General features: G+C 71.9%; 24 protein-coding genes. 9 read left to right on the top strand and 15 right to left on the bottom strand.

Features of this window, described 5'->3' with window-relative positions:
* Positions 1–21: 21 nt before the first annotated feature.
* Together HEQ75_RS12880 and HEQ75_RS12875 are read right to left on the bottom strand one after the other, a co-directional pair.
* Positions 22–1,191: an aminotransferase gene (locus HEQ75_RS12880; RefSeq protein ID WP_168031087.1), complete on the bottom strand. Its 1,170-nt coding sequence runs from the start codon at positions 1,189–1,191 to the stop codon at positions 22–24.
* Positions 1,188–1,853, bottom strand: a complete 666-nt coding sequence (locus HEQ75_RS12875; protein ID WP_209318521.1) for a DNA-3-methyladenine glycosylase family protein — start codon at positions 1,851–1,853, stop codon at positions 1,188–1,190. Before HEQ75_RS12875 ends, HEQ75_RS12880 begins: the two co-directional genes overlap by 4 nt.
* Positions 1,854–2,146: 293 nt before the next feature.
* Between HEQ75_RS12875 and HEQ75_RS12870 the strand changes: the two genes are divergently transcribed.
* The gene (locus tag HEQ75_RS12870; protein WP_168031083.1) at positions 2,147–2,875 is read left to right on the top strand and encodes a response regulator; all 729 of its coding nucleotides are present in this window, start codon (positions 2,147–2,149) and stop codon (positions 2,873–2,875) included.
* Between the two features lie 3 nt (positions 2,876–2,878).
* The gene (locus tag HEQ75_RS12865) at positions 2,879–4,237 is read left to right on the top strand and encodes an ATP-binding protein (protein WP_168031081.1); all 1,359 of its coding nucleotides are present in this window, start codon (positions 2,879–2,881) and stop codon (positions 4,235–4,237) included.
* Between the two features lie 173 nt (positions 4,238–4,410).
* Here HEQ75_RS12865 and HEQ75_RS12860 read toward each other — a convergent pair whose 3' ends face one another.
* A complete protein-coding gene (locus HEQ75_RS12860; RefSeq protein ID WP_168031079.1) occupies positions 4,411–4,617 on the bottom strand; it encodes a hypothetical protein in 207 nt (68 codons plus the stop codon).
* Positions 4,618–4,770: 153 nt separating this feature from the next.
* On the opposite strand from HEQ75_RS12860, the gene HEQ75_RS12855 reads away from it, so the two are divergent.
* Positions 4,771–5,277 carry a hypothetical protein gene (locus HEQ75_RS12855; protein WP_168031077.1) on the top strand — a complete coding sequence of 169 codons (507 nt, stop codon included), beginning with the start codon at positions 4,771–4,773 and terminating at the stop codon, positions 5,275–5,277.
* A 241-nt stretch (positions 5,278–5,518) separates the two neighbouring features.
* Here the strand turns inward: HEQ75_RS12855 and HEQ75_RS12850 are convergent, their stop codons facing one another.
* The 11 genes from HEQ75_RS12850 to thiS all read right to left on the bottom strand — a co-directional run bounded on the left by HEQ75_RS12850 (position 5,519) and on the right by thiS (position 16,454).
* On the bottom strand, positions 5,519–6,553 hold the full coding sequence (locus HEQ75_RS12850; RefSeq protein WP_168031139.1) for an ABC transporter ATP-binding protein: 1,035 nt from the start codon (positions 6,551–6,553) through the stop codon (positions 5,519–5,521).
* Between the two features lie 17 nt (positions 6,554–6,570).
* On the bottom strand, positions 6,571–7,575 hold the full coding sequence (locus tag HEQ75_RS12845) for an ABC transporter ATP-binding protein (RefSeq protein ID WP_168031075.1): 1,005 nt from the start codon (positions 7,573–7,575) through the stop codon (positions 6,571–6,573).
* Between the two features lie 8 nt (positions 7,576–7,583).
* A complete protein-coding gene (locus HEQ75_RS12840) occupies positions 7,584–8,519 on the bottom strand; it encodes an ABC transporter permease (RefSeq protein ID WP_168031073.1) in 936 nt (311 codons plus the stop codon).
* A gap of 25 nt (positions 8,520–8,544) precedes the next feature.
* Complete coding sequence (locus HEQ75_RS12835; protein ID WP_168031071.1) at positions 8,545–9,516, bottom strand: ABC transporter permease; 972 nt, start codon at positions 9,514–9,516, stop codon at positions 8,545–8,547.
* A 9-nt stretch (positions 9,517–9,525) separates the two neighbouring features.
* The gene (locus HEQ75_RS12830) at positions 9,526–11,127 is read right to left on the bottom strand and encodes an ABC transporter substrate-binding protein (RefSeq protein ID WP_168031070.1); all 1,602 of its coding nucleotides are present in this window, start codon (positions 11,125–11,127) and stop codon (positions 9,526–9,528) included.
* 151 nt (positions 11,128–11,278) lie between these two features.
* Positions 11,279–11,743 carry an Lrp/AsnC family transcriptional regulator gene (locus tag HEQ75_RS12825; RefSeq protein ID WP_168031068.1) on the bottom strand — a complete coding sequence of 155 codons (465 nt, stop codon included), beginning with the start codon at positions 11,741–11,743 and terminating at the stop codon, positions 11,279–11,281.
* A 47-nt stretch (positions 11,744–11,790) separates the two neighbouring features.
* Positions 11,791–12,564, bottom strand: coding sequence for a class I SAM-dependent methyltransferase (locus tag HEQ75_RS12820; protein WP_168031066.1), 774 nt, complete (start codon positions 12,562–12,564; stop codon positions 11,791–11,793).
* 58 nt (positions 12,565–12,622) lie between these two features.
* Positions 12,623–13,345, bottom strand: coding sequence for a YdcF family protein (locus HEQ75_RS12815; protein WP_168031064.1), 723 nt, complete (start codon positions 13,343–13,345; stop codon positions 12,623–12,625).
* A 104-nt stretch (positions 13,346–13,449) separates the two neighbouring features.
* Complete coding sequence (locus HEQ75_RS12810; RefSeq protein ID WP_168031062.1) at positions 13,450–14,580, bottom strand: type III PLP-dependent enzyme; 1,131 nt, start codon at positions 14,578–14,580, stop codon at positions 13,450–13,452.
* A gap of 808 nt (positions 14,581–15,388) precedes the next feature.
* On the bottom strand, positions 15,389–16,231 hold the full coding sequence (locus tag HEQ75_RS12805) for a thiazole synthase (protein ID WP_168031060.1): 843 nt from the start codon (positions 16,229–16,231) through the stop codon (positions 15,389–15,391).
* Between the two features lies 1 nt (position 16,232).
* A complete protein-coding gene (gene thiS / locus HEQ75_RS12800; RefSeq protein WP_168031058.1) occupies positions 16,233–16,454 on the bottom strand; it encodes a sulfur carrier protein ThiS in 222 nt (73 codons plus the stop codon).
* A gap of 143 nt (positions 16,455–16,597) precedes the next feature.
* Between thiS and aroQ the strand changes: the two genes are divergently transcribed.
* From aroQ to HEQ75_RS12770, 6 genes are all read left to right on the top strand, one after another.
* On the top strand, positions 16,598–17,053 hold the full coding sequence (gene aroQ, locus HEQ75_RS12795) for a type II 3-dehydroquinate dehydratase (RefSeq protein ID WP_168031056.1): 456 nt from the start codon (positions 16,598–16,600) through the stop codon (positions 17,051–17,053).
* Positions 17,053–17,511 (top strand): acetyl-CoA carboxylase biotin carboxyl carrier protein, encoded by a 459-nt coding sequence (gene accB / locus HEQ75_RS12790; protein WP_168031054.1) that lies wholly within the window; start codon positions 17,053–17,055, stop codon positions 17,509–17,511. The genes aroQ and accB overlap by 1 nt, the downstream gene beginning before the upstream one ends.
* Positions 17,512–17,542: 31 nt before the next feature.
* On the top strand, positions 17,543–18,886 hold the full coding sequence (gene accC, locus HEQ75_RS12785) for an acetyl-CoA carboxylase biotin carboxylase subunit (RefSeq protein ID WP_168031052.1): 1,344 nt from the start codon (positions 17,543–17,545) through the stop codon (positions 18,884–18,886).
* Positions 18,887–19,180: 294 nt separating this feature from the next.
* Positions 19,181–19,990: a PRC-barrel domain-containing protein gene (locus tag HEQ75_RS12780; RefSeq protein WP_168031050.1), complete on the top strand. Its 810-nt coding sequence runs from the start codon at positions 19,181–19,183 to the stop codon at positions 19,988–19,990.
* 53 nt (positions 19,991–20,043) lie between these two features.
* Positions 20,044–20,493, top strand: a complete 450-nt coding sequence (locus HEQ75_RS12775; protein ID WP_168031048.1) for a hypothetical protein — start codon at positions 20,044–20,046, stop codon at positions 20,491–20,493.
* A 253-nt stretch (positions 20,494–20,746) separates the two neighbouring features.
* Positions 20,747–23,503 (top strand): HWE histidine kinase domain-containing protein, encoded by a 2,757-nt coding sequence (locus HEQ75_RS12770; protein WP_168031045.1) that lies wholly within the window; start codon positions 20,747–20,749, stop codon positions 23,501–23,503.
* A 30-nt stretch (positions 23,504–23,533) separates the two neighbouring features.
* Here HEQ75_RS12770 and HEQ75_RS12765 read toward each other — a convergent pair whose 3' ends face one another.
* The gene (locus HEQ75_RS12765) at positions 23,534–24,583 is read right to left on the bottom strand and encodes a maleylacetate reductase (protein ID WP_168031043.1); all 1,050 of its coding nucleotides are present in this window, start codon (positions 24,581–24,583) and stop codon (positions 23,534–23,536) included.
* Positions 24,584–24,745 lie beyond the last annotated feature (162 nt).

The raw sequence follows: 24,745 nt of genomic DNA, 5'->3' as shown, positions 1-24,745 counted from the left end.
GGATCAGGGCGATGGATGCTTTCAGCCGAGGGCCGCCAGGCGCCCCGGCACCTGGGCCAGCACCGCCGGTCCGGCATTGGCGAAGGCCAGGCGCAGATGGCGGTCCTGGCCGGGGCCGAAGAAGGGGCCTGGCAGCGTCATAAGCCCCTGCTCCGCCGCCAGCCATTCCGCCGCCGCCAGCGCATCCGGCGCCGCTTCCGGCAGGCGCAGATAGGCGAAATAGGTGCCGATCGCATCCAGCCGCCAGCCGGGCAGTTGCGCCATGCCGGCGCGGAACAGCGCGGCGCGTTCCGCCATCAGCGCGCGGTTGCCGTCGCGCCAATCCGCCAGTGCCGGCACCGCCCAGGCCAGCGCCGCCTGTGCCGGCCGGGCCGGGCAGATCTGCCAGGTATCCAGCGCCTTGGCCAATTGCTCCCGGAACCCCGGCCCGGCGGCGATGGCGCCGACCCGGTGCCCCGGCACGCAATACGCCTTGGAGAAGGAATAGAGGTGGACCAGCCCCTCGCCCCAGCCGGGGTCGGCGAACAGCGCGTGCGGCGGCGACTGCGTGGGCGTGAGGAAGTCGCGGTAGGTCTCGTCCAACACCAGCATCACGCCGCGGGCGCGGCAGGCGGCGTGCAGGGCGTGGATGACCGCCGGCGGGTAGACCGCGCCGGTCGGATTGTTCGGCGTGACCAGCACCAGGGCGCGGATCGTCGGGTCCGCCTCCAGCAGCGCCGCCGCCTCCGCCGGGTCCGGCACGAAGCCACGCGCCGCATGGGTGGGCAGGGCCACGGGGCGGACGCCCTGCATGGTCAGGGCCATCTGGTGGTTGAAATACCAGGGGGCGGGCAGCAGCACCGCCTCCCCCGGCCCGGCCAGCACGGCCATGGCCATGGCGAAGGCCAGGTTGCAGCCGGCGGTGATGGCGATGGCCTCCGCCGCCATTGGCGCGCCGTAGAAGCGGGCGATGTCCCCGGCCAGGGCTTCGCGCAACGCCGCATCGCCATCGATCGGGCCATAGCCGGCGCAGGCGGTGCTGCCGGCGGCCTCGGCCAGCCGGGCCAGCAATTCGGGCGGCGGCGGATAGCCGGGCACCGCCTGGGTCAGGTCCAGCGCCGGGCCGGCGGCACCGGCATAGCGGGCGGCCCAGGCGCGGGCGGCGGGAATGGGCGGCGCGGCGGTGGCGCGCAGGCGGGCGGAGAAGGTCATTGCGGCAGCCTGCCGCCGGCCCCGCCCGGGTTCAATCCATCCGGCCCGTCCTCGATCAGCGGCCGGCCGGTGACATGCCGCCAATGGTGCCAGAACAGCCGTGCCGCCAGGCCGCGCCAGGGCGACCAGCCCAGCGCCAGCGCCGCCAGCGGCTTCGGCGCCGGCCGCGCCGGCAGGCGCTTGAGATGCGCGACGCTAGCGGCCAGGGCGATGTCGCCGCTCGGGAAGATGTCCGGCCGGTCATGCGCGAACAGCAGATGCACCTCCGCCGTCCAGCGCCCCAGGCCGCGCACGGCCGACAGATGCGCCACCGCCTCCTCATCCGCCATGGCCTGCACCTCGGCGAGCCGCAGCGTGCCATCCAGGCAGGCGGTGGCCAGCGCGCGGGCATGCGCCGCCTTGGGGCGGGACAGGCCGGCCACGCCGCACAGCGTGGCATCGTCCAGCGCCAGCAGCCCGGCGGGGTCGAGCGCGCCGGGGATGGCGGCCAGCCGCCGCCAGATGGCGCCCGCCGCCTGGTTCGAGATCTGCTGGCCGCAGATGGTGCGCAGCAATCCGGGGAAGCCCGCGGGGCGCACGCGCCAGGGCAAGGGGCCGGCGGCCTGCTCGATCACGGCAAGGTCCGGATCCGCCGCCACCAGGGCAGCCAGCGCCGGGCGCACCCAGGACGGGGTTTCAGGAGGTTCCGGTGGCGGGGCGTTGGGGGGGAGAGGCATCCCCGCCACCGGTACAACACGCCACCCCACGCTGGGAGGGGGGGGATCCCACGGCGAAGTCGGGGCCTGCGGCGGGGTGGCATCCTGCACTTCGCCAGATGGGGGGCGAAGGTAACGGCCGAAGCCGTGGCGGGTCAGGAATTGCAACGGCCGGTAACGGGCGGGGCCGGGGACACATCCCGCAACACCGCCGCGCCTTTGCCGCTAGGGGCCGCGCCACGCCGCGCTATGTTACAGCGATGGACGCCACAGCCCCGCATATCCTGGTGGTCGACGACGACCGCGAAATCCGAGAACTGCTCGGCAAGTTCCTGGAGAAGCAATCCTTCCGCGTCACCGCCGCGCGCGATGCGCGGGAGGCGCGGAAGCTCTGGCCGCTCGGGCGCTATCACCTGGTGGTGCTGGACCTGATGATGCCCGGCGAATCCGGCCTGGACCTGGCCCGATGGCTCCGCAGCCAGTCGGAGGTGCCGATCGTGATGCTGACCGCGATGGGGGAGGAGACGGACCGCATCGTCGGGCTGGAACTCGGCGCCGACGATTATGTGGCGAAGCCCTTCAACCCGCGGGAGCTGCTGGCGCGCATCCGCGCCGTGCTGCGCCGCGCCACGGCGGACAGCAGCACCGGGCCTTCCCAGGAACCGCCCGCGCGGATCCTGCGCTTCGCCGGCTGGGTGCTGGAGCCGACAAGGCGGCGCCTGCTGAACCCGCAGGGGGCGGAGGTGCCGCTGACCGGCGGCGAATACGAGCTGCTGATGGTGCTGGTGGAACGCCCCAACCGGGTGCTGACGCGCGACATGCTGATGGACCTGCTGCGCGGCCGCCAGGCGGGACCCTTCGACCGGGCGATCGACGTCGCCGTCTCCCGCCTCCGCCGCAAGCTGGAGGATGACGGGCGCAACCCGCAGGTGATCAAGACCGTGCGCGGCGGCGGCTATGTGCTGTCCGCCACCGTCGAGCGCGGCTGAAGCATGCGCCGCTTCCTCCGCCGCTGGCTGGGCTGGCTCTGGCCGCGCAGCCTGGCGGGGCGCACCGCGCTGGTGCTGCTGGGCGGGCTGACGCTGGTCCAGGTGGCGGGGCTGACCATCCATGCGCTGGACCGGGTGGACCTGCAGCGCTTCCAGCAGGCGCGGGAGATCTCGCAGCGCGCCTATGGCGCCTGGCGCAGCCTGCTGCAGGTGCCGCCCGCCCAGCGCCCCGGGCTGGTGGAGGATCTGGACATGCCGCCGGGGCTGAAGATCTCGGTGGATGCGGGACCGAACGCCGTGCCCGGCTTTCCGCCGCCGCCGCCCTCCCTCGTGCGGCTGCTGCGGCTGGACGGGCTGCGCCACGCACCGCCGCGCTTCCGGCCGCGGGAGGTGCTGATCGGCACCAATGGGCGGCCGGGGCGGCTGGTGGTCAGCCTGCGCTTCCCGGACCAGGGCTGGCTGAACCTGCGGCTGGAAATGCCGCCGCCGCGGCCCTGGCACTCCGAGACCTTCCTGTTCGCCTTCGTCCTGATGACGCTGGCTGCCGGCGGATTGACCCTGTGGGCGGTGCGGCGGCTGACCCGGCCGGTGGCGGCGCTGGCCGCCGCCGCGGACCGGCTGGGCCGCGACGTGAACGCCACGCCGCTGCCGGAATCCGGCCCGGAGGAGGTCGCCACCGCGGCCCGCGCCTTCAACACCATGGCGGAGCGCATCCGCCGCTTCGTCGGCGACCGCACGCAGATGCTCGCCGCCATCGGCCATGACCTGAAGACGCCGATCACCCGGCTGAAGCTGCGCGCCGAATTCCTCGATGATGAGGAGCAGCGCCGGAAGATGCTGGCCGACCTCGATGAGATGGAGGCGATGATCGCCGCCACCCTGGCTTTCGCCCGCGACGATTCGACGCGCGAGCCCTCGGTGCCGGTGGACCTGGTGTCGCTCTGCCGCACCGTGCTGGACGAGACGGCGGATGCACGGCCGGAATTCGCGGATTTCATCACCTATGCCGGGCCGGAGCACCTGACCGTCACGGCGCGGCCGGGTTCGCTGAAGCGGGCGCTGGCCAATCTGGTGGGCAATGCCGTGGCCTATGGCGGCTCCGCCATGCTGCGGCTGAGCCCGCCGCTGGGCGGCATCGTGCGCATCGCGGTGGAGGATGACGGGCCGGGCGTGCCGGAAGCGGATCTGGAAACGGTGTTCCAGCCCTTCCGCCGGCTGGAGGCCAGCCGCAACCGGGAGACCGGCGGCACCGGGCTCGGCCTGCCGATCGCGCGCAACATCTTCCGCGCGCATGGCGGCGACGTGGTGCTGCGCAACCGGCCGGGCGGCGGCCTGCAGGCACTGGCGACGATGCCGGTCTAGCAGCCTCTGATTCTACGGCAAAAAATGCGTCCAGATGAAGCCATTTGGACGCATATTGCCCTAGCCAGGAGATCCTCAGGCCAAGCGGGCTCGCCTGACGACTTGGAACAGGCGTGGGACCCGACCGAGAGCGCATGGTCCGCGCCACTCGAACCAACTGGACGGCGCGTGCTTCAGGGGCCCCACAGCGCCAGCGCCACCTCGCCGGCGGCCAGGCTGGCGGTCAGGGCGATGACCGACCAGCGCATCGCCTCGCGCCAGGCGGGCTCGGGGAGGACGGGGCGGCTGACCACGCGCGGGCGCGGCGGGATGCGGAGATCGGCCGGGATCCCGGAGGATTTTCCAGCCTGGGGGCGAAAGCCGAGGGCGATCGTGCTCATGGGTAGACTGGAACATATCACGAACATGAAGGCAAGCTCTTTCGCGGCCGCATCAACCTCGCCGCGCCTCACCCTCTCGCTTCCGTGGCAAGGGCCCACTTGTGGAAACCCGGCCGCGCCGTGAACATGCCCGCTGGGAAGGAGCGCCGCCGCATGTCCGCCTCAGACGAATCTCCGCTCGGCCGTCGGCTTCTGGTGCTGCGGGTGGCGACGCTGTCCGGCGCGGGCGCCCTGCCCGCTGCGGCCGGTGCCCAGGGCGCGAAATCCGGCGGCGGTGGCGTGCCGGACAGCAAGGGCGGGCCGCCGCCGCCGGCGCGCAGCGGCCTGACCGACAACGACCCCACCGACGAGGTCGGCAATGGCCGTGGCGGGAACCGCGGCGGGGCGACGGATAGCGACCCGAGCGATCCGCCCGGCCGTGGCCGCGGCGGCAGCCGGCCGCCCGCCGGCCCCAGCGACCGCGACCCGACCGACCCGCCCGGCCGCGGCCGCGGCGGCAACCGGCCGCCCGCCGGCCCCAGCGACAGCGACCCGACCGACCCGCCCGGCCAGGGTCGCGGCGGCACGCCACGCAAGGGCAATGCCGGCCCCACGGACCAGGATCCCTCCGATCCGCCAGGGCGGGGCCGGGGCGGCGCGGTGGAAACGAAGCGGAGCTGAGGCGCCGCGCGTGTGAGAGAACCGGGTCTGCGCCCCGAGGCCCGATGGTATCGTCAGATTTGCCGGGGCTCCGGCATTTCCGGGGCTTCATGCCCCCATCGATCGAAACCCGCGACCGCTAATAATCGCGGGGGAATCGCCAGGACCGGCACGCCGATCCGGCACAATCCCCGCCAGGTTGGGTCCTGCGTCGCCCCGTCAGGCAGGTCGCGGCTGTCGCACCGGGCGCGTCAGGGCCAACTCAGGCGGCGTCGTTCAGGTGGCAGGCGCTGCGCTGGCCGGGCGCGATCTCCCGCAGCACCGGCACCTCGACCCGGCAGCGCTCGAAGGCGTGCGGGCAGCGCGGGTGGAAATGGCAGCCCGGCGGCGGGTTCAATGGTGAGGGGATCTCCCCCTTCACCGTGGTGAAGGCCCGCTTGCGGTTGCCGATCCGCGGCACGCTGTTCAGCAGCGACTGGGTGTAGGGGTGGTTGGCGGCGGCGAAGACGCGCTCGGTGGGCGCTTCCTCCACCACACGGCCGAGATACATGATCACCACCCGGTCACTCAGGTGCTCCACCACGCCCAGGTCGTGGCTGATGAACAGGTAGGTGAGGTCCAGATCCTTCCGCAACTGCATGAAAAGGTTGAGGATCTGCGCCTGGATCGACACGTCCAGCGCCGCCACCGCCTCATCGCAGACGATGAATTCGGGCGCCACCGCAAGCGCCCGCGCAATGCCGATGCGCTGCCGCTGGCCGCCGGAGAACTGGTGCGGGTAGCGGCGCTTGAAGGCCGGGTCGAGCCCGGCGCGGCGCATCTGCTCATCCACATAGCCGTCGAACTTGCCGCGGGTGGTCAGGCCGTGCACCAGCGGCGCCTCGCCCACAATGTCCGCCACCCGCATGCGCGGGTTCAGGCTGGCATAGGGGTCCTGGAAGATCATCTGCCGGCGCAGCTTGCCGATCTTCGCCGCTTCGCCCTGCATGGCGGCGACATTCTCGCCGTTCCAGAAGACCTCGCCCTCGGATTGCGGCAGGATGCCCGCGACGATGCGGCCGAGGGTGGATTTGCCGCAGCCGGATTCGCCGACCAGGCCCACCACCTCGCCCTTGCGGACGCGGAGATCGACGCGGTCCACCGCATGCACGATCTCCTCGCGCACCGAGGCGCCGAGGCGTCGCGCCAGCTTGGCGGCGATGTCGAGCTTCTTGGCGAAGCGGCGGGAGACGCCGCGCAGCTCCACCATCGGGGTCTCGGTGTCGGAAAAGCTGCGCGGGGCGTTGGTGGCCTGCATCGGCATCTGTGCCTGGCTCATGCCGTCGCCACCTCGTCCAGATGCGGATGGTGGCAGCGGGCGAGGCGCCCGGGCAGCCAGTCATGCAGCGCCGGCATCACCAGGCAATCCTCCTGCGCGCGCGGGCAGCGGGCACGGAAGGAACAGCCCTCCGGCAGCTTGAGCAGGGAGGGCGTCATGCCCGGGATCTGCCGCAGCGGCTCGCCGCGCTTGTTGCGGGACGGTACGCTGCCGATCAGGCCATGGGTGTAGGGGTGCAGCGGGGCGTCCAGCACCTCCCCCACATCGCCGAACTCGACCACGCGGCCGGCGTACATCACGGCGATGTCGTCGGCGAGGCCGGCGACCACGGACAGGTCGTGGGTGATCCACAGCATCGCCGTGCCGGTGGTGGCGCAGAGCTTCTGCACCTCGGCCAGGATCTGGCCCTGGATGGTGACGTCGAGCGCCGTGGTCGGCTCATCCGCCACGATCAGGTCGGGCCGGTGCAGCAGGGCAATGGCGATGGCGACGCGCTGGCGCATGCCGCCGGAGAACTGGTGCGGGTAGGATTTCAGCCGCTCATCCGGGGAGGGGATGCCGACCATGCCGAGTGCGTCCCGCGCCCGGCCGCGGGCTTCCTCCTCCGAGACCTTCTCATGCGCCTGCACCGTCTCGATCATCTGCGTGTCGATGCGCAGCACGGGGTTCAGCGTCATCATCGGGTCCTGGAAGATCATGGCGATGCGGTTGCCCCGCAGATGCCGCATCTCCTCCTCGGACAGCTTCGCCAGGTCGCGCCCCTGGAACAGGATGGAGCCGCCGACGATCCGCCCCGGCGGATCGACCAGCCCCATGATGGAAAACCCGGTCACGGTCTTGCCGGAGCCGCTTTCGCCCACCAGCCCCAGCACCTTGCCGCGGCCGATGGTGAAGGAAACGTCGTCCACCGCCCGCACCACGCCGGCGCGGGTGAAGAAATGGGTCTGGAGGTTCCGCACCTCCAGCGTCGGCGGGGCGGAATGGGGGGAAGGCTCGGCCATGGGCGCCCTTATTTCTGCAACCGCGGGTTCAGCACGTCGCGCAACTGGTCGCCGACCAGGTTGATGGCGACGATCGTCACCAGCAGCGCGATGCCCGGGTAGAAGCTGATCCAGTATTTGCCGGACAGCATGTATTCATAGCCATTGGCGATCAGCAGGCCGAGCGAGGGTTCGGTGATCGGCACGCCGAGGCCGAGGAAGGACAGCGTGGCTTCCAGCGCGATGGCGCGCGCCACCTGCATGGTGCCGATGACGATCAGCGGCGGCAGGCAGTTCGGCAGCAGGTGGCGGAACAGGATGCGGTAGCGCGGCAGCGCCAGGCATTCCGCCGCCTCGATGTATTCGCGCCGCCGCTCCACCAGCGCCGTGCCGCGCACGGTGCGCGCGTAATAGGCCCATTCCACCACGACGATGGCGATGACCACGTTGGTGATGCTCTTGCCCAGGAAGGCCAGGATCATCAGCGCGACGAGGATGGAGGGAAAGGACAGCTGCAGGTCGACGATGCGCATGATGATGCTGTCGGTCCGCCCGCCGGCATAGGCGGCGGCGAGGCCGAGCGAGGCACCGACCATGCAGGCGATGAAGGCGGAGCCGGCGCCGACGGTCAGCGAGATGCGCAGCCCGTAGAGGATGCCGGACAGCATGTCCCGCCCCTGGTCGTCGGTGCCGAGCCAGTAGGTGATGGAGCCGTCGCCGGAGAGCGAGCCCGGCTCCATGCGCCCGTCCATGATGTCCAGCACCGCCAGGTCGTAGGGGTCCTGCGGCGAGATGAAGGGGGCGAGGATCGCGAGCAGGATGATGATGGAAATCACCACCAGCCCGCCCAGCGCCAGCCGGGATTCCATGAATTCCGAGGCGAAGCGCCGGAACGGCGTCTCCACCTTGTCCTTCGCCCCGGGGTCCTTCACCACCGGCGTGCCCTGGCCGACCACAGCGCTCATCGCCGATCTCCCCTGATTGCGGGCATCACTTGCTTTCCAGCCGGACGCGCGGGTCGAGAACCGAGTACATCAGGTCCACCACCAGGTTGATGGTGATGAACATCATCACGACGATCATCAGGTAGGCGACGATGACAGGGCGATCGAGCACGTTGATGCTGTCGATGATCAGCTTGCCCATGCCGGGCCAGGCGAAGATGCTCTCCGTCACCACCGAGAAGGCGATGGTGGAGCCGAATTCGAGCCCGGTGACGGTGACGACCGGGATCAGGATGTTCTTGAACACGTGCACGAAGGTGACGCGGAAGGGGCTCAGCCCCTTGGCGCGGGCGAATTTCACGTAGTCCATCAGCATCGTCTCCCGCACCCCGGCGCGGGTCAGGCGGATGACGAGGCTGATCTTGAACAGCGCCAGGTTCAGCGCCGGCATCAGCAGGTGGGAGAGCCCGTCCGCGGTCAGGAAGGACCAGCGGGTGCCGAGGATCTCCACCGTCTCCCCCCGCCCGGTGGAGGGCAGCCAGCCGAGTTGCACGGCGAAGACCATGATGAGCATCAGCCCGACCCAGAAGGTGGGCAGGGAGAAACCCAGGATCGACCCCGCCATGATGGCCTTGGAGCCGACGCTGTTCGGCTTCAGCCCGGCATAGAGGCCGAGCGGCAGGCCGATGAGGATGGCGCCGAAGGTGGCCGCGAAGGCCAGCTCCAGCGTCGCCGGCATGCGCTGCAGGATCAGCTGCAGCGCCGGCTCGTTGAACACGAAGGAGCGCCCGAGGTCCCCCTGCACCGCCTTGCCCAGGAAGATGGCGTATTGCTGCCACAGCGGCAGGTCGAGGCCGAGGGCCGCGATGGCCCTCTCCCGCTCCATCTGGTCAGCATCCGGGCTGATCAGGATCTCGACGGGATCGCCGATGGCGAAGACGCCGATGAACACGATCACCGACATCGCCAGGACGACGCCCAGCGCCTGGATCAGGCGGCGGAGGAGGTAGACGCTCATCCGACGGGACTACTGCGCGGCGGGGCGCACATCCTGCGCCCGCGTCAGTTCATCCACCCGCGGCGTGTGGGTCAGGCCGCGGCGCATCGCCCAGATGTTGGTCTGGATGTGCAGCGGGATCACCGCCACCTGCTCGGCCGCGATGCGCTGGGCGCGGATCAGCAGCTGCTCGCGCTTCGGCTCGTCCAGCTCCACCAGCGCCTGGGTCAGCAGGCTGTCCACCTCGGCGTTGGAGAAGCGGCCGCGGTTGGAGGCGCCCCAGCCGCGCTCGCGGCTCACCGTCGCCAGGATGTTGCGCAGCGGGTGGCTGCCATCCGGGTTGGAGCCCCAGCCGATGAGGAAGGAGGAGAATTCCTGGCGGCCGGCGCGGCCGACGAAGGTGGACCAGGTCTGCGCCTCCACCGCCGTGCGCACGCCGATGCGCGTCCACATCTGGCCGACCGCCTGGATGATGCGGCTGTCGTTGATGTAGCGGTCGTTCGGGCCGGCCAGCGTGATGCGGAAGCCGTTCGGGTAGCCGGCCTCGGCCAGCAGGCGGCGCGCCATGTCCGGATTATATGCCGGCGCCTGGACATCCGGCACATGGCTGAAGGTGCCGGGCGGCAGGAACTGGCCGGAGGGCGTCGCCGCGCCCTCCATCACCCGCTCCGCGATCGCCTTGCGGTCGATCGCCATGGACAGCGCCCGGCGCACGCGCACGTCGCGCAGCGGGTTGCGGCCCAGCGGCTTGCCCTCGTGGTCGGTGATGAAGGGCGAGTTCTCGTTTTCCGCGCGCAGGTGGTCGAGGCCGAGGAAGATCAGCCGCAGGCCCACCGTCTCCGACAGCCGCATGTTCTGGTCGCGGCGCAGCCGGGCCAGGTCGCTGGTCGGCACCTGGTCGATGAAGTCCAGGTCGCCCGAGAGCAGCGACGCCGTGCGCGTCGCGTCGTTGGTGACCATGCGGTAGTTCACGCGCTGGAAGGCCGGCGCCTCGCCCCAGAAATTCGGGTTGCGCTCGAACTCGATGCGGTCGCCGCTGCGGTGCGACAGCACGCGCCAGGGGCCGGTGCCGATGGCGACGCGGCCGGCGTTGAAATCCTCGGTCGCCGCATTGGCATGCGTCGTCGCGTCCAGGATGCGGACATTGGTCATGTCCATCGGCATCAGCGGATAGGGCGCCGCGGTGTGGAAGCGGATCGTCAGCGGGTCGACGATCTCCATCCGAACGATCGGCCGCGCATAGGCGGCGTAGGAGGACGGGCTGTTCGGCACGTTCGGCAGGCGCTGGATGGTGAAGACCACGTCCTCGGCGGTGAAGTCGTTGCCGTTATGGAACTTCACCCCCGGGCGCAGCTTGAACTCCCAGGTTGTGGGGCCCACGGCGCGCCATTCGGTCGCCAGGCCGGGGATGTTGCGCGCCGCCGCGTCCGTGCCGACCAGCTTGTCGAAGATCATGTCGCTGACGGCGTTGTTCGGCGAAAGCTGGTGGTAGTGCGGGTCGAGCGAGGTGACCGGGGAGCCGACGCCCATGTTCAGGACCTGCTGCGCCGCCGCCGGCGACGCGCCAAGCGCCCCCGCCATGGCTGCCGCCGAAACCGCCGCCGCCGCGGCCATCCGGATGCTGTCTCGCATCACTCTCTCCCTCGATGAATGAATCCCTGCGCCCGACCCTTAGCAGCCCCTACCCCAAGCCGCCAGGGCTGCGCGAGCCGGGCCACGTTCCACGACAAGCGCCAAGATTGCAGCCCTCCCCAGACCCGCACGCGCGGGCGGGGCGCCTGCCCTACTCCTCCTCGGCCTCCGCCACCGGCAGGATTGCGGTTTCCTTCGGCGATGCCAAGGCCAGGATCGTCTCCGTCCGCTCCACCCCCGGCTGCGCCCGCACCTTGGTGGAGACGAAATCCTCCAGCGCCGCGATGTCCGCCAGCCGCAGCTTCAGCAGGAAGCACCAGGCGCCGGTCACGGTGTGGCATTCCAGCACCGCCTCATGCCCGCGCATCGCATCCGCGAAGCCGGCGTCGCTGGCACCCGGGCGCATGGCGACGAAGACGAAGGCCAGCAACGGGCAGCCGGCGGCGATGGGGTCGAGGTCGATCCGCCAGCCGCGGATCACCGCCCTCTCCTCCAGCCGCTTCACCCGCTCCGCCGTGGCGGAGACGGAAAGGCCGGCCACCTTGGAAAGCTCCGCGAGGCCCGCGGCGCCGTTCTCCTGCAAGGCAACGACGAGGTTACGGTCGATTTCATCCATGGCCGGAGCCTAACCCGGCCCGGGCGGAAAAAGAAACGTGCCGCGTTTCACCCGTCGCGACGATAGACCCCGAGCAGGCAGTTCTCCGGGTAGCCGAGGCCGACCGCGCGCAGCGTCCGCCACAATCCCAGCTCCAGCGTGTTGAGCGCGCGGAAGCGGTTGGTGGTGCGGGTATCCGGCAGGCTGCGGAAACTGGCCTCGGCGAATCCCGCCTCGCGCATCAGCCCGGCCAGGCGGCTTCGGGTGTTCATCCGGTAGGCGGTGGGGAAGGTGTCCTTCTCCTCCCCCTCCCACAGCAGCGCCTTCATGCGGTGGTGGAAGGACAGCGGCGTGACGGCGGAGACCAGCGAGACGGGCGAGTATTTGTGCACCGTGTAGATCACCACATGCCCGCCCGGCCGGGTGAGCCGCCCCAGCGCCGCGGCCGCTTCCTGCGGCGCCGTGATGTGTTCCACCACCATGCGCAGGGTTACCAGGTCGAAAGGCTGCGGCGCCTGGAAATCCTGCAGCAGGCATTTCGCCCGGTGATGCAGGAAGGGGTTCTCGTCGATGTTGTCAGAGGGATCGAGCCCGGTCAGCGAATGGCAGCGCTCCGCCAGCAGCCGCGCGGCGGCGGCGTTGGAGGGGAAGATGTCGCGGCCGCAGCCGACATCCAGCCAATCCGTCTCCGGCCGCACCAGATTCCAGACCGTCGCCTCATACCAATCGTCCGGCGTGAAGTATCCGAAACGCTCACGAAGTCGTGGGCCCCAGCCTGCGGTGGCGAGGTCTCCATACTTCAGCGCCGTCACTTGGGAGATGTGCTGCGCGGTGGGAAGCATTTCTCGATTCCGTGAGCGGTCTGTTGCAACAGGCTCGGAATTAGCATGCGACCGACGCTCAGGTCGATGTGGCCCATAGGCGGTAGTAGGCCAGGCCCAGCCACTCGTGCAGCGCGAAATAGCTGTCCCGCCAGCCCGAAGCGCGGGGCACGAAGGCGCCGAGTGTCCAATCCGGCCAAGGGCTTGGCCGGACCGGCGCGGCAATCGGGTCGAGGCCGGCCCGGCGGAAGGCGAGCAGCGCCCGGCGCATGTGCCAGGCATGGGTCACCACCAGCACCCTTGCAATGCCGGCCTCGTGAAGCAGGGGGGCGCTCAGCGCCGCATTCTCCCAGGTGTTGCGGGAGGCTTCCTCCAGCCAGCGCGGCGCCAGGCGGAAATCATCGCGCAGGCTGCGCGCCATCATGGCGGCGAGCGAGGTGGTGGCGGGCGGCAGCAGGCCACCGGTCAGCAGCACCGGCAGGCCGCTCTCCCGCGCCAGGGCGGCGCCGGCGCGCAGCCGGTCGAGCGTCAGCGGGCCGGGCTGCGGCGCGGCGGGCGGGTTGCGGATGATGTCGCCGGACAGGATGACGATGGCCTGTGCCGCCGCCGCCGCGGCGGGCCGCGGCGGATCGAGGCTGGCCAGCAGCGGCTGCGACACCACGGGCATGCCGAGCAGCAGCAGCAGCACCAGCAGGCAGGCGGCCAGCGCCCGGCCGATGCGCGGCAGCAGCAGCGCCAGCAGCGCCGCCAGCGCCAGGCCGGTGGGTGGCAACAGCAATTCGGCCAGCAGGGTGCGGGACATGCGCCGGCTTCAGCATGGCGGGGCGGCCGCCGCCAGACACAAGCCGCGGAACGCCGGCGGCAGGGCGTCCGGCCCCGGGGCGTGTCCCGGGGCCGGAGCCAGGTTCAGATGTAGTGTTCGGCCAGCGGCCGGAAGCCGTTGAAGGCCTGGCTGGCATAGGTGGTGACGTAGGCGCCGGTGGAGAGCAGTTCCACCCGGTCGCCGGCGTCGAGCGCCATCGGCAGACGGTAGTTCGACTTCTCGTACAGCGTGTCGGTGCTGTCGCAGGTCGGGCCGGCGATGGTCACGGGACCCTCGGAGGCGCCGTCATGCGGCGTGCGGAACTCGTAGCGGATGGACTCGCCCTCGGTCTCCGCCAGCCCGCCGAAGCGGCCGATGTCGAGGTAGACCCAGCGGACCGGGTCCTCCTCCCCCTTGCGGGACACCAGCACCACCTCGGCGGAGACGACGCCGGCATCGCCCACCATGAAGCGGCCCGGCTCCACCACCATCTCCGGCAGCGCATTGCCGAAATGCTGCGTCATGGCGCCCATGATGGCGTCGCCGAAGGCGTCGATCTCCGGCACCTCGGCCCGGTAGCGCACCGGGTAGCCGCCGCCCAGGTTCACCATGCGCAGGTTGATGCCGGCATCCTTCAGATCGGTGAAGATCATCGCGACGCGGGCGATCGCCGCCTCATAGGCGCCGGTCTGGGTCTGCTGGCTGCCGACATGGAAGGAGATGCCGTAGGGGTCGAGACCCCACTCGGCGGCCTTCACCATCAGTTCCTTCGCCATTTCGGCCTCGCAGCCGAACTTGCGCGACAGTGGCCATTCGGCGCCCTTGTTCTCCACCAGGATGCGGCAATAGACGCGCGCACCCGGCGCGGAGCGGGCGAGCTTCTTCAGCTCCGGCTCCGAGTCGAAGGCGAACATGGTGACGCCGGCGGCGAAGGCGGCCTTGATGGCGCTCTCCTTCTTCACGGTGTTGCCGAAGGAGATGTCGGCCGGGCGCGCGCCCGCCTCCAGGCAGGCCTGGATCTCTTCCCAGGACGCCGCGTCGAAGGACGAGCCGAGGTCGGCCAGACGGTCGAGGATCGGCGCCGCCGGGTTGGCCTTCACCGCGTAGTAGACGCGGGCCAGCGGCAGGGCGGCCTTCAGGCGGCCGTAGTTCTGCGCGACGCGGTCCACGTCGAGCACCAAGCAGGGCGTGGCCGGCGCGCGGTCATGCAGGTATGCGGCGATTTTCGGGTTCATCGCGCCCGTACTCCCCTGGATAGAAGGAGACAGCCCCCGATGCGAGGGCAGCCCCGAGATTGACGAAACGGTCGAACGAACCAGCGACCAAGTGAGACCGGCGGGGTGAGCCGCCGGGGTTGCCAGAACGCCTGACGTCGTTGCGTGAACCTTGCGCCGCGGTGGACCGCTTCCTCAGCGGGCTCCGTGGGCCTGGGGCCATTGGCACGTGCGTACTTGCGTCTGCCGGCGATATAGGCCCGGTCGGGCGGGCGCGAAAGTGGAAATCGCATCGCCGGCCCGTTTTTTTTCCGTGGCCGATGGGTAAACGCCGGAAAGCCCCCCTGTCCCTCCCCCGGTCCCGCCGGGAAGCCTCCTGCGGAACCGATCATCCTCAAGCGAATCCGCCGGTAACGGCGAAGCCCACCCTTCCGCCACCCTGCCCCGGGGCCGCGAGGCCCTGCCGCGCGGCAGGGCCGGTCGCGATTCGCCATGGCGATGCCGGTGCCGCCGCCCTGCGTCACCGGGCGCGACGCCGGCCTCGACGCAGCAGCTCGCCCGCCGGCGCGGCGGTGCCTCGGCGTGTGTGAAGGATCGCGCTGACGCCCCCATGCCCCTTGCCATCCGCCGGCCGATTCCTGCGACCGCGGCGCCTTCGGGCAGGACCGCACGACGGCTCAGGGACCGCTTGGGAATGCCGGCGGCTGAGGGTCGGCAGGCGATTCTTCGGCCCGGCAAGGCGCCGGGCGCTGCCGATGCGGGTTGCATCGGCAAGCTTGCCAAGGCAGCGGGGAAGAAAAAGCGTCGCCGGACCGACCCGCTGGTGGTCTCAGACGGTGTCTCGGCGGATCAGGCCGCCGGTGGGGCTGGAGGGATCCGCCGCCGCGCTGCGCGGCATGCGGCCGGCCAGGAAGGCGTCCCGCCCCGCCTCCACCGCCGCCTTCATGGCGCGCGCCATGCGCACCGGGTCGCCGGCATGGGCGATGGCGGAATTCAGCAGCACCGCGTCGCAGCCCAACTCCATCGCCAGCGCGGCGTCGGAGGCCGTGCCGATGCCGGCATCGACCAGCACCGGGACCTTGGCCTGGGCGATGATGGCGCGGATCATGAAGGGGTTCGCGACGCCGAGGCCGGAGCCGATCGGCGCGCCCAGCGGCATGATGGCGACGCAGCCCATCTCCTCCAGCCGCTTCGCCGCCACCGGGTCGTCGGCGCAATAGACCATCACCTCGAAGCCATCGGCGATCAGCGCCGCCGCGGCCTCGAAGGTCGCCGCCATGTCCGGGTACAGGAAGGGCGGCGGGCCCAGCACTTCCAGCTTCACCAGGTTCCAGCCGCCGGCCTCCCGCGCCAGGCGCAGCGTGCGCACCGCATCCTGGGCGGTGAAGCAGCCGGCGGTGTTGGGCAGGTAGGTGTAGCGGTCGGGGGGGACGAAATCCTGCAGCATCGGCTGCGAGGCGTCCGACAGGTTCACCCGCCGCACCGCGACGGTGACCATCTCCGCGCCCGAGGCCTCGATGGCGCGCTGCGTTTCCGGCAGGTCCTTGTAGCGGCCGGTGCCGACGACGAGACGGGAGCGGAAGCGCCGCCCGGCCACCGTCCAGCCTTCATCGACCAGGCGCTCATCTGCCGCCCCATCGACCGGGGCATTCCTCTGCGGGATTCCGTCCATCTCAGCCGCCTCCGATGAAATGCACGATCTCCAGCCGGTCGCCCGGCGCCAGCTGCGTGCTGGCCCAGGCGGAACGCGGCACGATCTCCAGGTTCCGCTCCACCGCCACCTTGGGCGCGGCCAGCCCGATCAGCGCCAGAAGCTCCGCCACGGAAGCGCCTTCGGGCACCTCCCGCCGCTCTCCATTCACCTCGATGGCGATCTGCATGGCTGTCCCCGTCATGGCGCGAAGATGGCCGCCGGGCGGGCGGCGAACAAGACGCGTCGGGCGCGGGGCTGCCATCGCGCGGCTTGAGGTGGGGGGAAGCCCGTGCTAGCCCCGGCCACCCCGCTGATGCGGCTCCGCACAACCTGGGACGCACCCCCGTGACCCCGCCGCTGATCGCCGTGCTGAACGGCCCCAACCTGAACCTGCTCGGCACCCGCCAGCCCGAGATCTACGGCGCCGAGACGCTCGACGACGTCGAGGCGCTGTGCGCGGAATCCGCCGAGGGGCTCGGCCTTGCCATCGACTTCCGCCAGACCAACGGGGAAGGCGAGCTGGTGACCTGGGTGCAGGAATGCCGCGGCCGCGCCTCCGGCATCATCATCAACCCGGCCGGCTACAGCCACACCTCCATCGCCCTGATGGATGCCCTGAAGGCCGTGGACCTGCCGGTGATCGAGGTCCACATTTCCAACATCCACCGCCGGGAGGAGTTCCGGCACCTCAGCTACGTCTCCAAGGTCGCCACCGGCGTCATCGCGGGGCTCGGGATCACCGGCTACGCCCTGGCGCTGCAGGCGATGGCGGAGCTGCTGGCCGAAGAAGGAGAGCCCTGATGTCGGGCGTGATGTTCGACCCCGCGGCGATCCGCGAACTGGCCCGCATCCTGCGGGAGACCGACCTGACCGAGATCGAGCTGGTCGAGAAGGACAGCCGCATCCGCGTGGCGCGGCAGGTGACGGTGCAGGCGGTGGCGCATCTGCCGGCCGCCCCGGCGGCGGCGGCGGCGCCTGCCGTCGCCGCCCCTGCCGCGGCGGAGCCGGTCTCCGACGCCGCGCATCCGGGCCTCGTCGCCTCGCCCATGGTGGGCGTCGCCTATCTGGGGCCGGAGCCGGGCGCCGCGCCCTTCGTCACCCCGGGCAGCCGCGTGGCGCAGGGCCAGACCCTGCTGCTGATCGAGGCGATGAAGACCTTCAACCAGATCCGCGCGCCGCGCGCCGGCACCGTCACCCGGATCCTGATCGAAAGCGGCTCCCCCGTCGAATACGGCGAGCCGCTGATGATCATCGAATGAGGCCGCGCAGCCCGCGGCGGAACCGGCGCTGATGTTCCGCAAGGTCCTGATCGCCAATCGCGGCGAGATCGCGCTGCGGGTGCACCGCGCCTGCCAGGAGATGGGCATCCGCACCGTCGCCGTGCATTCCACCGCCGACAACACGGCGATGCATGTGCGCCTGGCCGATGAGAGCGTCTGCATCGGCCCGCCCTCGGCCCGCGACAGCTACCTGAACATGGCGGCCATCCTGTCCGCCGCGGCGATCACCGGGGCGGAGGCGATCCACCCCGGCTACGGCTTCCTGTCGGAGAATGCGAACTTCGCCGAAATGGTGGAGGCGCACGGCCTGGCCTTCATCGGCCCTTCCGCCGCGCATATCCGCATGATGGGCGACAAGATCGCCGCCAAGGACGCGATGCGCCGGCTCGGCGTGCCGCTGGTGCCCGGCTCGGAGGGGGCGGTGACCAGCGTGGACGAAGCCCGCGCGGTGGCCGAGCAGGTGAAGTACCCGGTGCTGATCAAGGCGGCTGCCGGCGGCGGTGGCCGCGGCATGAAGGTCGCCCGCTCCGAGGACGAGCTGGAGGAGGCGTTTCGCGTCGCCCGCGCCGAATCCAAGGCCGCCTTCGGCGATGACAGCGTCTATCTGGAGAAGTACCTGGACCGGCCACGGCACATCGAGTTGCAGGTGCTGGCCGACAGCCATGGCAATGTGGTGCATTTCGGCGAGCGCGATTGTTCCCTGCAGCGCCGCCACCAGAAGCTGGTGGAGGAGGCCGGCAGCCCGGTGCTGACCGGGGCGGAGCGCGATGCGCTGGGCGCACAAGTGACCCGGGGCCTGCGCCAGCTGGGCTACCGCAATGCCGGGACGCTGGAGTTCCTGTGGCAGGACGGCCAGTTCGCCTTCATCGAGATGAACACCCGCCTGCAGGTGGAACATCCGGTGACGGAGATGGTCTGCAACGTGGATCTGGTGAAGGAACAGGTGCGCATCGCCGCCGGCGAGACGCTCGGCTACGACCAGTCCGAGATCCGCTTCTCCGGCCATGCGATCGAATGCCGGATCACGGCCGAGGACCCCGTGACCTTCGCCCCCAGCCCCGGGCGGGTGGACGTGTACCACGCCCCCGGCGGGCTCGGCGTGCGCGTCGACAGCGCGCTCTACGCCGGCTACACGGTGCCGCCGCACTACGACAGCCTGGTGGCCAAGCTGGTGGTGCATGGCGCGACCCGGCCGGAGGCGATCGCGCGGCTGAAGCGGGCGCTGGCGGAGATGGTCGTCTCCGGCATCAAGACCACCCTGCCGCTGCACCAGCGCATCGTGGCCGACCCGGAATTCCAGGCCGGCGACTACACCATCCACTGGCTCGAGCAGTTCGTCGCCCGCCAGGGCTGACAGTTCCCGCATCCGGCGGCGCGGCCGGGCCTTCCCCGGCCCGGCCTGCCGAGGCGATCCAGGGCGCGCCGGCCGCCGCCGGCCCCTGGCCACCACCCTCCCCCCCCCACCGGCCGCCATCACCTTGCCGCGACCCCCGCCGGCCGGCACCGCGGCGGGCGCGTGGTGGTGGCCGTCTCCCGCCGGCCAGGGGCGGCGGCGCGCCGTGGCGGCGGCCGGGGGGGATGAGGCTGCGCCGCAACCCCGGCGCCGGCGAGGGGTTAGCCCGGCTGGACACTCGCGAAGGAGATGACGATGGCAGGCCGGCTTTCCACGCTCTGGCAATCCTCGACCATCATCGGCAGCAGCGTGCGCGCCAGCGATGGCGGCATCGGCAGCGTTGCGGACATCCTGTTCGACGATCAGGCGTGGACGGTGCGCTGGGCGGTGGTGGACACCGGCACCTGGCTGCCGGGCAAGCGCGTGCTGCTGCCGACCGCGGTGCTGGGGGAGCCGGATGCGGCCAGCGGCAGCTTCCCGGTGCAGGCAACGCGGCAACAGGTGAAGGACAGCCCCGGGGTGGAGCAGGACCAACCGGTCTCGCGCCAGCTGGAGACGGACATCCATGGCTACTACGGCTGGTCGCCCTACTGGTCCGCGGGCATCGCCACCCATCCAGGCATGGTGCCGCCGATGATGGGGGTGGCGGGCGCGCCCTCCCTGGCCGGGCGCGTGCCGGAGGGTGAGGCACCGCCGGGGCAGGCCGGGGCCGGTGCGGCGGTGCAGCGTGGCGACCCCCGGCTGCGCAGCCTGAACGAGGTGCGGGGCTACTACATCCAGGCCAGCGACGATTCGATCGGCCATGCCGAGGAATTCCTGCTGGATCCGCAGGGCTGGGCGATCCGCTACCTGGTGGTGGATACGCGCAACTGGTGGCCCGGGCGCAAGGTGCTGGTCGACCCGAAATGGATCGGCGAGGTCGATTGGAACGGCCAGATGCTGCATGTCGGCCTGACGCGGGAGCAGGTGCGCGGCAGCCCGGAATACGATCCCGCGGCAACGGCCGACCAGGACTACGAACAGCGCCTTTACGGCCATTACGGACGCATCCCGTATTGGCGCTGAGAACGGGCGGCCTCGCGGGGCGTTCTGGCAGGAACCGCAGGAAGCACCGCCCCATGACGCCTCAGCCCCTCAAGCCCGTCTCCGGTCGGGCCACGCCGGTCCGGCTGCCGGCGCTGCTGCTGGCCTGCACCGCGCTGCTCGCCGGCAATGCCGCCGCGCAGACCAGCCTGACCGAGCCCGCGCTGCCCCCGGGTGCCACGCGGCCGGCCCAGGCGGAGAGGGCGCCGCGTGGCGACGACACGCAGGCGCCGCGTGGCGACGACACGCAGGCGCCGCGTGGCGACGACACGCAGGCGCCACGTGGCGACGACACGCAGGCGCCGCGTGCCGACGACACGCAGGTGCCGCGTGAGCAGCCCGGCATCGCCCGTGGCGTGGTGCCGCCTCCACCCGGCATCGACCCGGGCATCCAGGGCAGCGTGCCGGAGCCGACGCCGAACACCACGCCGGTCATCCCGCCGCCCGGCACGCCGCAGGGCGCGCCTGGCGCGCAGCCGCGCTGAGGCCGCTTCGCCGAGAGCACGCTGCGTTCGCGTGAACGCAGCGTGCTCTGGAAGTCTCTGATTCCAGTGCAAGACATGCGCTCAGATGATTCCATCTGAACGCCTCTTGCTCCAGCCGCCGCCAGGCCGGGCGCATCCGGGCCGCCGGGCGCCGCTTCACGCAAGCGTGCGGCCCGGCCCCGCACCGCCGGCCAGCAACTGTGCCAAATATACATGTTCGGCCCGGGAGGGGCTGCCCTTGGGGATCAGAACAATGCCTAGCGTGCGGGGGGCGGGGCGGGGCGCGGCGGCGTCATTGGGGCGCGGTGGCCTTGGCCTGCGGGCGCATCTGCTGATCCTGGTGATCTGCGTGCTGTCGCCCGCCCTGCTCATCGGCAGCATCACCGCCTGGCAGCTCGGTGCCGCCTATCAGGAGGTCGCGGATCAGGGGCTGCGATCCGGTGCGCGCGGCCTGGCGGTCGCGGTCGATCGCGACATCGAGGTGGCGGTGGCCACCGCCACCGCCCTCGCCGGCTCCCGCGCGCTGCGGCTGCTGGAGGATGCCACCATCCCGCCGGGCGGCGCCGGCCTGCCGGCGGAGGATGAGGCGCTGGCCGATGTCGTGGCCCGGGCCACCGCGGTGGGAGAGGCCTTCGGTGGCTGGGTGGTGCTGGTGGATGCGGCGGGACGGCAGATCTTCAACTCCCTGCGCAGCCTCGGCACCGTCCTGCCACGGCCGAACAGCATGCCGTGGATCGAGCAGGCCCTGGCCACGGGCCAGCCGGTGGTCACCAACCTGTTCCATGGCAGCGTCTCCGGCCAGGCGGTGCTGGCGGTGGTGGCGCCGGTCATCCCGCGGCCCACGGCCCAGCCGCCGGGCGGCGTGCCGCCGATCCGCTTTGCGGTCATCCTGGCCTTCGACCCGGCGCGGCTGGCCAGCCTGCTCGGCCGGGTGCGCAACGGCGAGGTCGCCGGGCTGATCCAGACCGCGGATGGCACCATCCTGGCCCGCTCGGTCGGCCATGCCGCGGCGGTGGGCACGCCCGCACCGGGCTGGATCGCCGGCCCGATCGCCCGCAGCGCCAGTGGCCTGGCGGATGGCCCTTCCCTGGAAGGACCGCCCATCGTCGCTGCCCATGAACGGCTGGACCGGGTGCCCTGGAGCGTGGTGGTGACCATGCCGCTGGCGCGCTATTCGGCCGCCTGGAGACGGCCGATGCGCCGCCTGGCGCTGGGCGGCGCGGTGGCGCTGGGGCTCGGCCTGCTGCTGGCCGGGCTGCTGGCGCGGCGCCTGCTGCGGCCGGTGGACGCGCTGGCGCGCGAGGCCGAGGCCACCCAGGCCGGCCTGCCGCCACCGCCGCCGCAGGGCCGCTTCCCCATCGCGGAGTTCGAGGCGCTGCGCCTGGCGCTGGACCAGGCGGCCGAGTCGGCGCGGGTGCGGGCGGTGGCGGAAGGCCGGCTGGCGGCGGCGGAGGAAGCCGCGGCCGCGCTGCGGACGGAACGCGACCGGGCGCGGCTGTATTTCGATGTCGCCCAGGCCGTGCTGGTGGTGCTGGGCCCGGATGGACGGGTGGCCGGGATCAACCACCACGGGCTGGCGGTGCTGGGCCTGGAAAGCGAGCAGGCGGCGCTGGGCCGCGACTGGTTCCGCGATTTCCTGCCCGAACGCCTGCGCGGCCCCCTGCGCCAGGCCTTCCTGGCGTTGCACCACGGCGAAGCGCCGGAGACCTCGGCGCGCGAAGGCCCGGTGCTGCGCGCCGATGGCGCGGAGCGGCTGCTGGTCTGGCGCGACTGCGCGCTGCGCGATGACGAAGGCCGGCTGGTGGCGCTTGTCGCCGCCGGCGAGGACATCACCGAACGCCGCGCCGCCGAACAGCGCCAGACCGTGCTGGTGCGGGAGGTGGACCACCGCGCCAAGAACGTGCTGGCGGTGGTGCAGTCCATCCTGCGGCTGACGGAGGCGGAGCGGCCGGCGGATTTCGTGGCGGCCGTGGAAGGCCGCATCGGGGCGCTGGCGCGGGCGCACACGCTGCTGTCGCGGGAAGGCTGGGCGGGCGGGGCGCTGCGCGACCTGGTGGCGGCGGAGCTTGCCCCCTTCGCCGGGCGGCCCTTCGACGCGGCGGCGCCGGACGGTGCCGATGCCGGTGTGCCCCAGGGCAGCGCCCGGGCGGGCGAGCGCGTGTGGATCGAGGGGCCGCCGCTGCGGCTGGTGGCCGAGGCGGTGCAGCCCGTCTCCCTGGTGCTGCACGAACTGGCCAGCAACGCGGCGCGACACGGCGCACTCTCCCGCCCCGGCGGGCGGCTCACGCTGCGCTGGGCGTTGCAAGCCGGCGGGCGGCTGCGGCTGGACTGGCTGGAGCGCGGCGTGGCGGTGCCGGGCGTGCCGACCCGGCGCGGCTTCGGCTCCCGCCTGATCATGGCGACCATGGCGGGGCAGCTGGGCGGCAAGGCGCATTTCGACTGGCAGCCGGAGGGCCTGTCCTGCCGGCTGGACATCGCCGCCGACCGCCTCGCCCGGCCGCCGGGCCGTGACGGGCCGGCAGAGCCCGGCCCGTCCGACGAGGCCCAGGGCCAGCCCGCCACGGGGCGCCTGATCGGGCGCCGCGTGATGGTGGTGGAGGACGAACCCCTGGTGGCGATGACGGTGGAGGCGGAGCTGCGCGCGGCGGGCTGCCGCGTGCTCGGCCCCGCCGGCACGCTGCGGGAGGCCCTCGGCCTGCTGGAAGCACAGGGCGACCAGCCGCCGGATGCCGCGGTGCTTGATGTCAACCTGGGCGGCTACGCCGCCTTCCCGGTCGCCGACCTGCTGGTGATGCGCGGCGTGCCGGTGATCTTCGCCACCGGCTACGGTGAATTGCCGGAAGGCTGGAGCGGCGATGGCGGCCAGGGCCGCACCGCGCTGCTGCGCAAGCCGCTGGCCGCCGGCGCCCTGGCCGCGGCGCTGTGCCGCCTGCTGGCCGAGCCCCCGGCATCGGACCGTGGCGCGGCCGGTCCGCTGCCGCCGCCGATGGCGCTGTCCGCCAGCGCCTGAACGCGGCGGCGCGAAAGCCGAAGGCGCCGCTCAGCGGCCGCGCAGGGCGGCGCCGAGCAGGGCGCGGATCGCCGCGCGCTCCACCGGCCGGGGGTTCGGATAGGGCGCGGCCGTGGCGATCTCCGCCGCGCGGTCGAGGTCGGATTCGGCCAGGCCCAGCGCCGCCAGGCTGGCCGGCGCGCCCAGCCGGCGCGACAGCGCGAACAGCCCTTCCACCGCATCCGCCTGGCCCAGCGCGCGGGCGATGCGCGCCATCGCGGCCGGCGCCGCCGGGGCGTTGAACTGCACCGCCCAGGGCAGCACCGCGGCATGGGTTTCCGCATGCGGCAGGCCGAAGGACCCGCCCAGCACGTGGCACAGCTTGTGGTGCAGCGAGACGGTGACGGCGCCGAGGCAGGCGCCGGCCAGCCAGGCGCCCTGCAACGCCTCCGCCCGCGCGGCGCGATCGCCAGGTTCGGCCACAACCGCCGGCAAGGCGGCGGCCAGGGCGCGGATGGCCTCCTCCGCCATCAGGCTGGTGACCGGGTTCGCATCCGGCGCGTACAGCGCCTCCACCGCATGCGCCATGGCATTGAGGCCGGAGGTGGCGGACAGCGCCGGCGGCAGGCCCAGCGTCAGCGCCACGTCGTAGATCACCACCTGCGGCAGCACCGCCGCGCTGCGCAGCGCCAGCTTCCGCCCGGCCTCCGTCTGGCCGAGAATCGGCGTCATCTCCGACCCTGCATAGGTGGTGGGGACCGCGATCTGCTTCAGGCCGCTGCGCAGCGCCAGCGCCTTGGACAGGCCGATGGCGGAGCCGCCGCCCACCGCCACCAGCCCGTCGCCGCCCATCGCCCGCAGCAGGGCCAGCGCCTGTTCCGTCACCTCGACCGGCGTGTGCATCGCGGCCAGCGGGATGACGCCGGCCGCCAGCGGGCCGAGCTGCGCCGCCAGCGCCGCACCGCGTGCCGCCTGGCTGGGCGTGACCACCAGCACGGCGCGCCGCAGGCCGAGGCGCTCCACCTCCGCCCCCAGCGCCGCCAGCGTGCCGTCGCCGAATACCACGCGCATCGGCGCGGCCTCGTAGGTGAAGCGCTGCATGGACCCTCTCCCGCTGGCGGATTCGACCCGCGCAGGATCGGGTGGCCGGCGGATTCCGCAAGGGCTGGCGGCACCGGCGGGCTACCATCGGCCATAAGTCTGGTCCATAAACCTGAACGGATACGCCGCGCGACAAGCGGCGGGGAGGATGCATGCGGATCA

It is taken from the genome of Falsiroseomonas selenitidurans (genome assembly GCF_012103215.1).
In the GTDB taxonomy this organism is placed as follows: Bacteria; Pseudomonadota; Alphaproteobacteria; order Acetobacterales; family Acetobacteraceae; genus Falsiroseomonas; species Falsiroseomonas selenitidurans.
Note: the sequence above shows the minus strand (reverse complement) of the source record. Positions and strands in the feature narration are given on the sequence as shown.

Coding starts and splice junctions, on each gene's coding strand:
- HEQ75_RS12855 (WP_168031077.1), top strand. CDS start 4,771: ATGTCCGCCTCAGACGAATCTCCGCTCGGCCGTCGGCTTCTGGTGCTG.
- HEQ75_RS12805 (WP_168031060.1), bottom strand. CDS start 16,231: ATGGACGGAATCCCGCAGAGGAATGCCCCGGTCGATGGGGCGGCAGAT.
- accB (WP_168031054.1), top strand. CDS start 17,053: ATGTCGGGCGTGATGTTCGACCCCGCGGCGATCCGCGAACTGGCCCGC.
- HEQ75_RS12835 (WP_168031071.1), bottom strand. CDS start 9,516: ATGAGCGTCTACCTCCTCCGCCGCCTGATCCAGGCGCTGGGCGTCGTC.
- HEQ75_RS12810 (WP_168031062.1), bottom strand. CDS start 14,580: ATGAACCCGAAAATCGCCGCATACCTGCATGACCGCGCGCCGGCCACG.
- HEQ75_RS12845 (WP_168031075.1), bottom strand. CDS start 7,575: ATGGCCGAGCCTTCCCCCCATTCCGCCCCGCCGACGCTGGAGGTGCGG.
- HEQ75_RS12825 (WP_168031068.1), bottom strand. CDS start 11,743: ATGGATGAAATCGACCGTAACCTCGTCGTTGCCTTGCAGGAGAACGGC.
- HEQ75_RS12840 (WP_168031073.1), bottom strand. CDS start 8,519: ATGAGCGCTGTGGTCGGCCAGGGCACGCCGGTGGTGAAGGACCCCGGG.
- HEQ75_RS12830 (WP_168031070.1), bottom strand. CDS start 11,127: ATGCGAGACAGCATCCGGATGGCCGCGGCGGCGGCGGTTTCGGCGGCA.
- HEQ75_RS12870 (WP_168031083.1), top strand. CDS start 2,147: ATGGACGCCACAGCCCCGCATATCCTGGTGGTCGACGACGACCGCGAA.
- HEQ75_RS12815 (WP_168031064.1), bottom strand. CDS start 13,345: ATGTCCCGCACCCTGCTGGCCGAATTGCTGTTGCCACCCACCGGCCTG.
- HEQ75_RS12765 (WP_168031043.1), bottom strand. CDS start 24,583: ATGCAGCGCTTCACCTACGAGGCCGCGCCGATGCGCGTGGTATTCGGC.
- accC (WP_168031052.1), top strand. CDS start 17,543: ATGTTCCGCAAGGTCCTGATCGCCAATCGCGGCGAGATCGCGCTGCGG.
- HEQ75_RS12820 (WP_168031066.1), bottom strand. CDS start 12,564: ATGCTTCCCACCGCGCAGCACATCTCCCAAGTGACGGCGCTGAAGTAT.
- thiS (WP_168031058.1), bottom strand. CDS start 16,454: ATGACGGGGACAGCCATGCAGATCGCCATCGAGGTGAATGGAGAGCGG.
- HEQ75_RS12860 (WP_168031079.1), bottom strand. CDS start 4,617: ATGAGCACGATCGCCCTCGGCTTTCGCCCCCAGGCTGGAAAATCCTCC.
- HEQ75_RS12880 (WP_168031087.1), bottom strand. CDS start 1,191: ATGACCTTCTCCGCCCGCCTGCGCGCCACCGCCGCGCCGCCCATTCCC.
- HEQ75_RS12770 (WP_168031045.1), top strand. CDS start 20,747: ATGCCTAGCGTGCGGGGGGCGGGGCGGGGCGCGGCGGCGTCATTGGGG.
- HEQ75_RS12775 (WP_168031048.1), top strand. CDS start 20,044: ATGACGCCTCAGCCCCTCAAGCCCGTCTCCGGTCGGGCCACGCCGGTC.
- HEQ75_RS12865 (WP_168031081.1), top strand. CDS start 2,879: ATGCGCCGCTTCCTCCGCCGCTGGCTGGGCTGGCTCTGGCCGCGCAGC.
- HEQ75_RS12850 (WP_168031139.1), bottom strand. CDS start 6,553: ATGCAGGCCACCAACGCCCCGCGCAGCTTTTCCGACACCGAGACCCCG.
- HEQ75_RS12780 (WP_168031050.1), top strand. CDS start 19,181: ATGGCAGGCCGGCTTTCCACGCTCTGGCAATCCTCGACCATCATCGGC.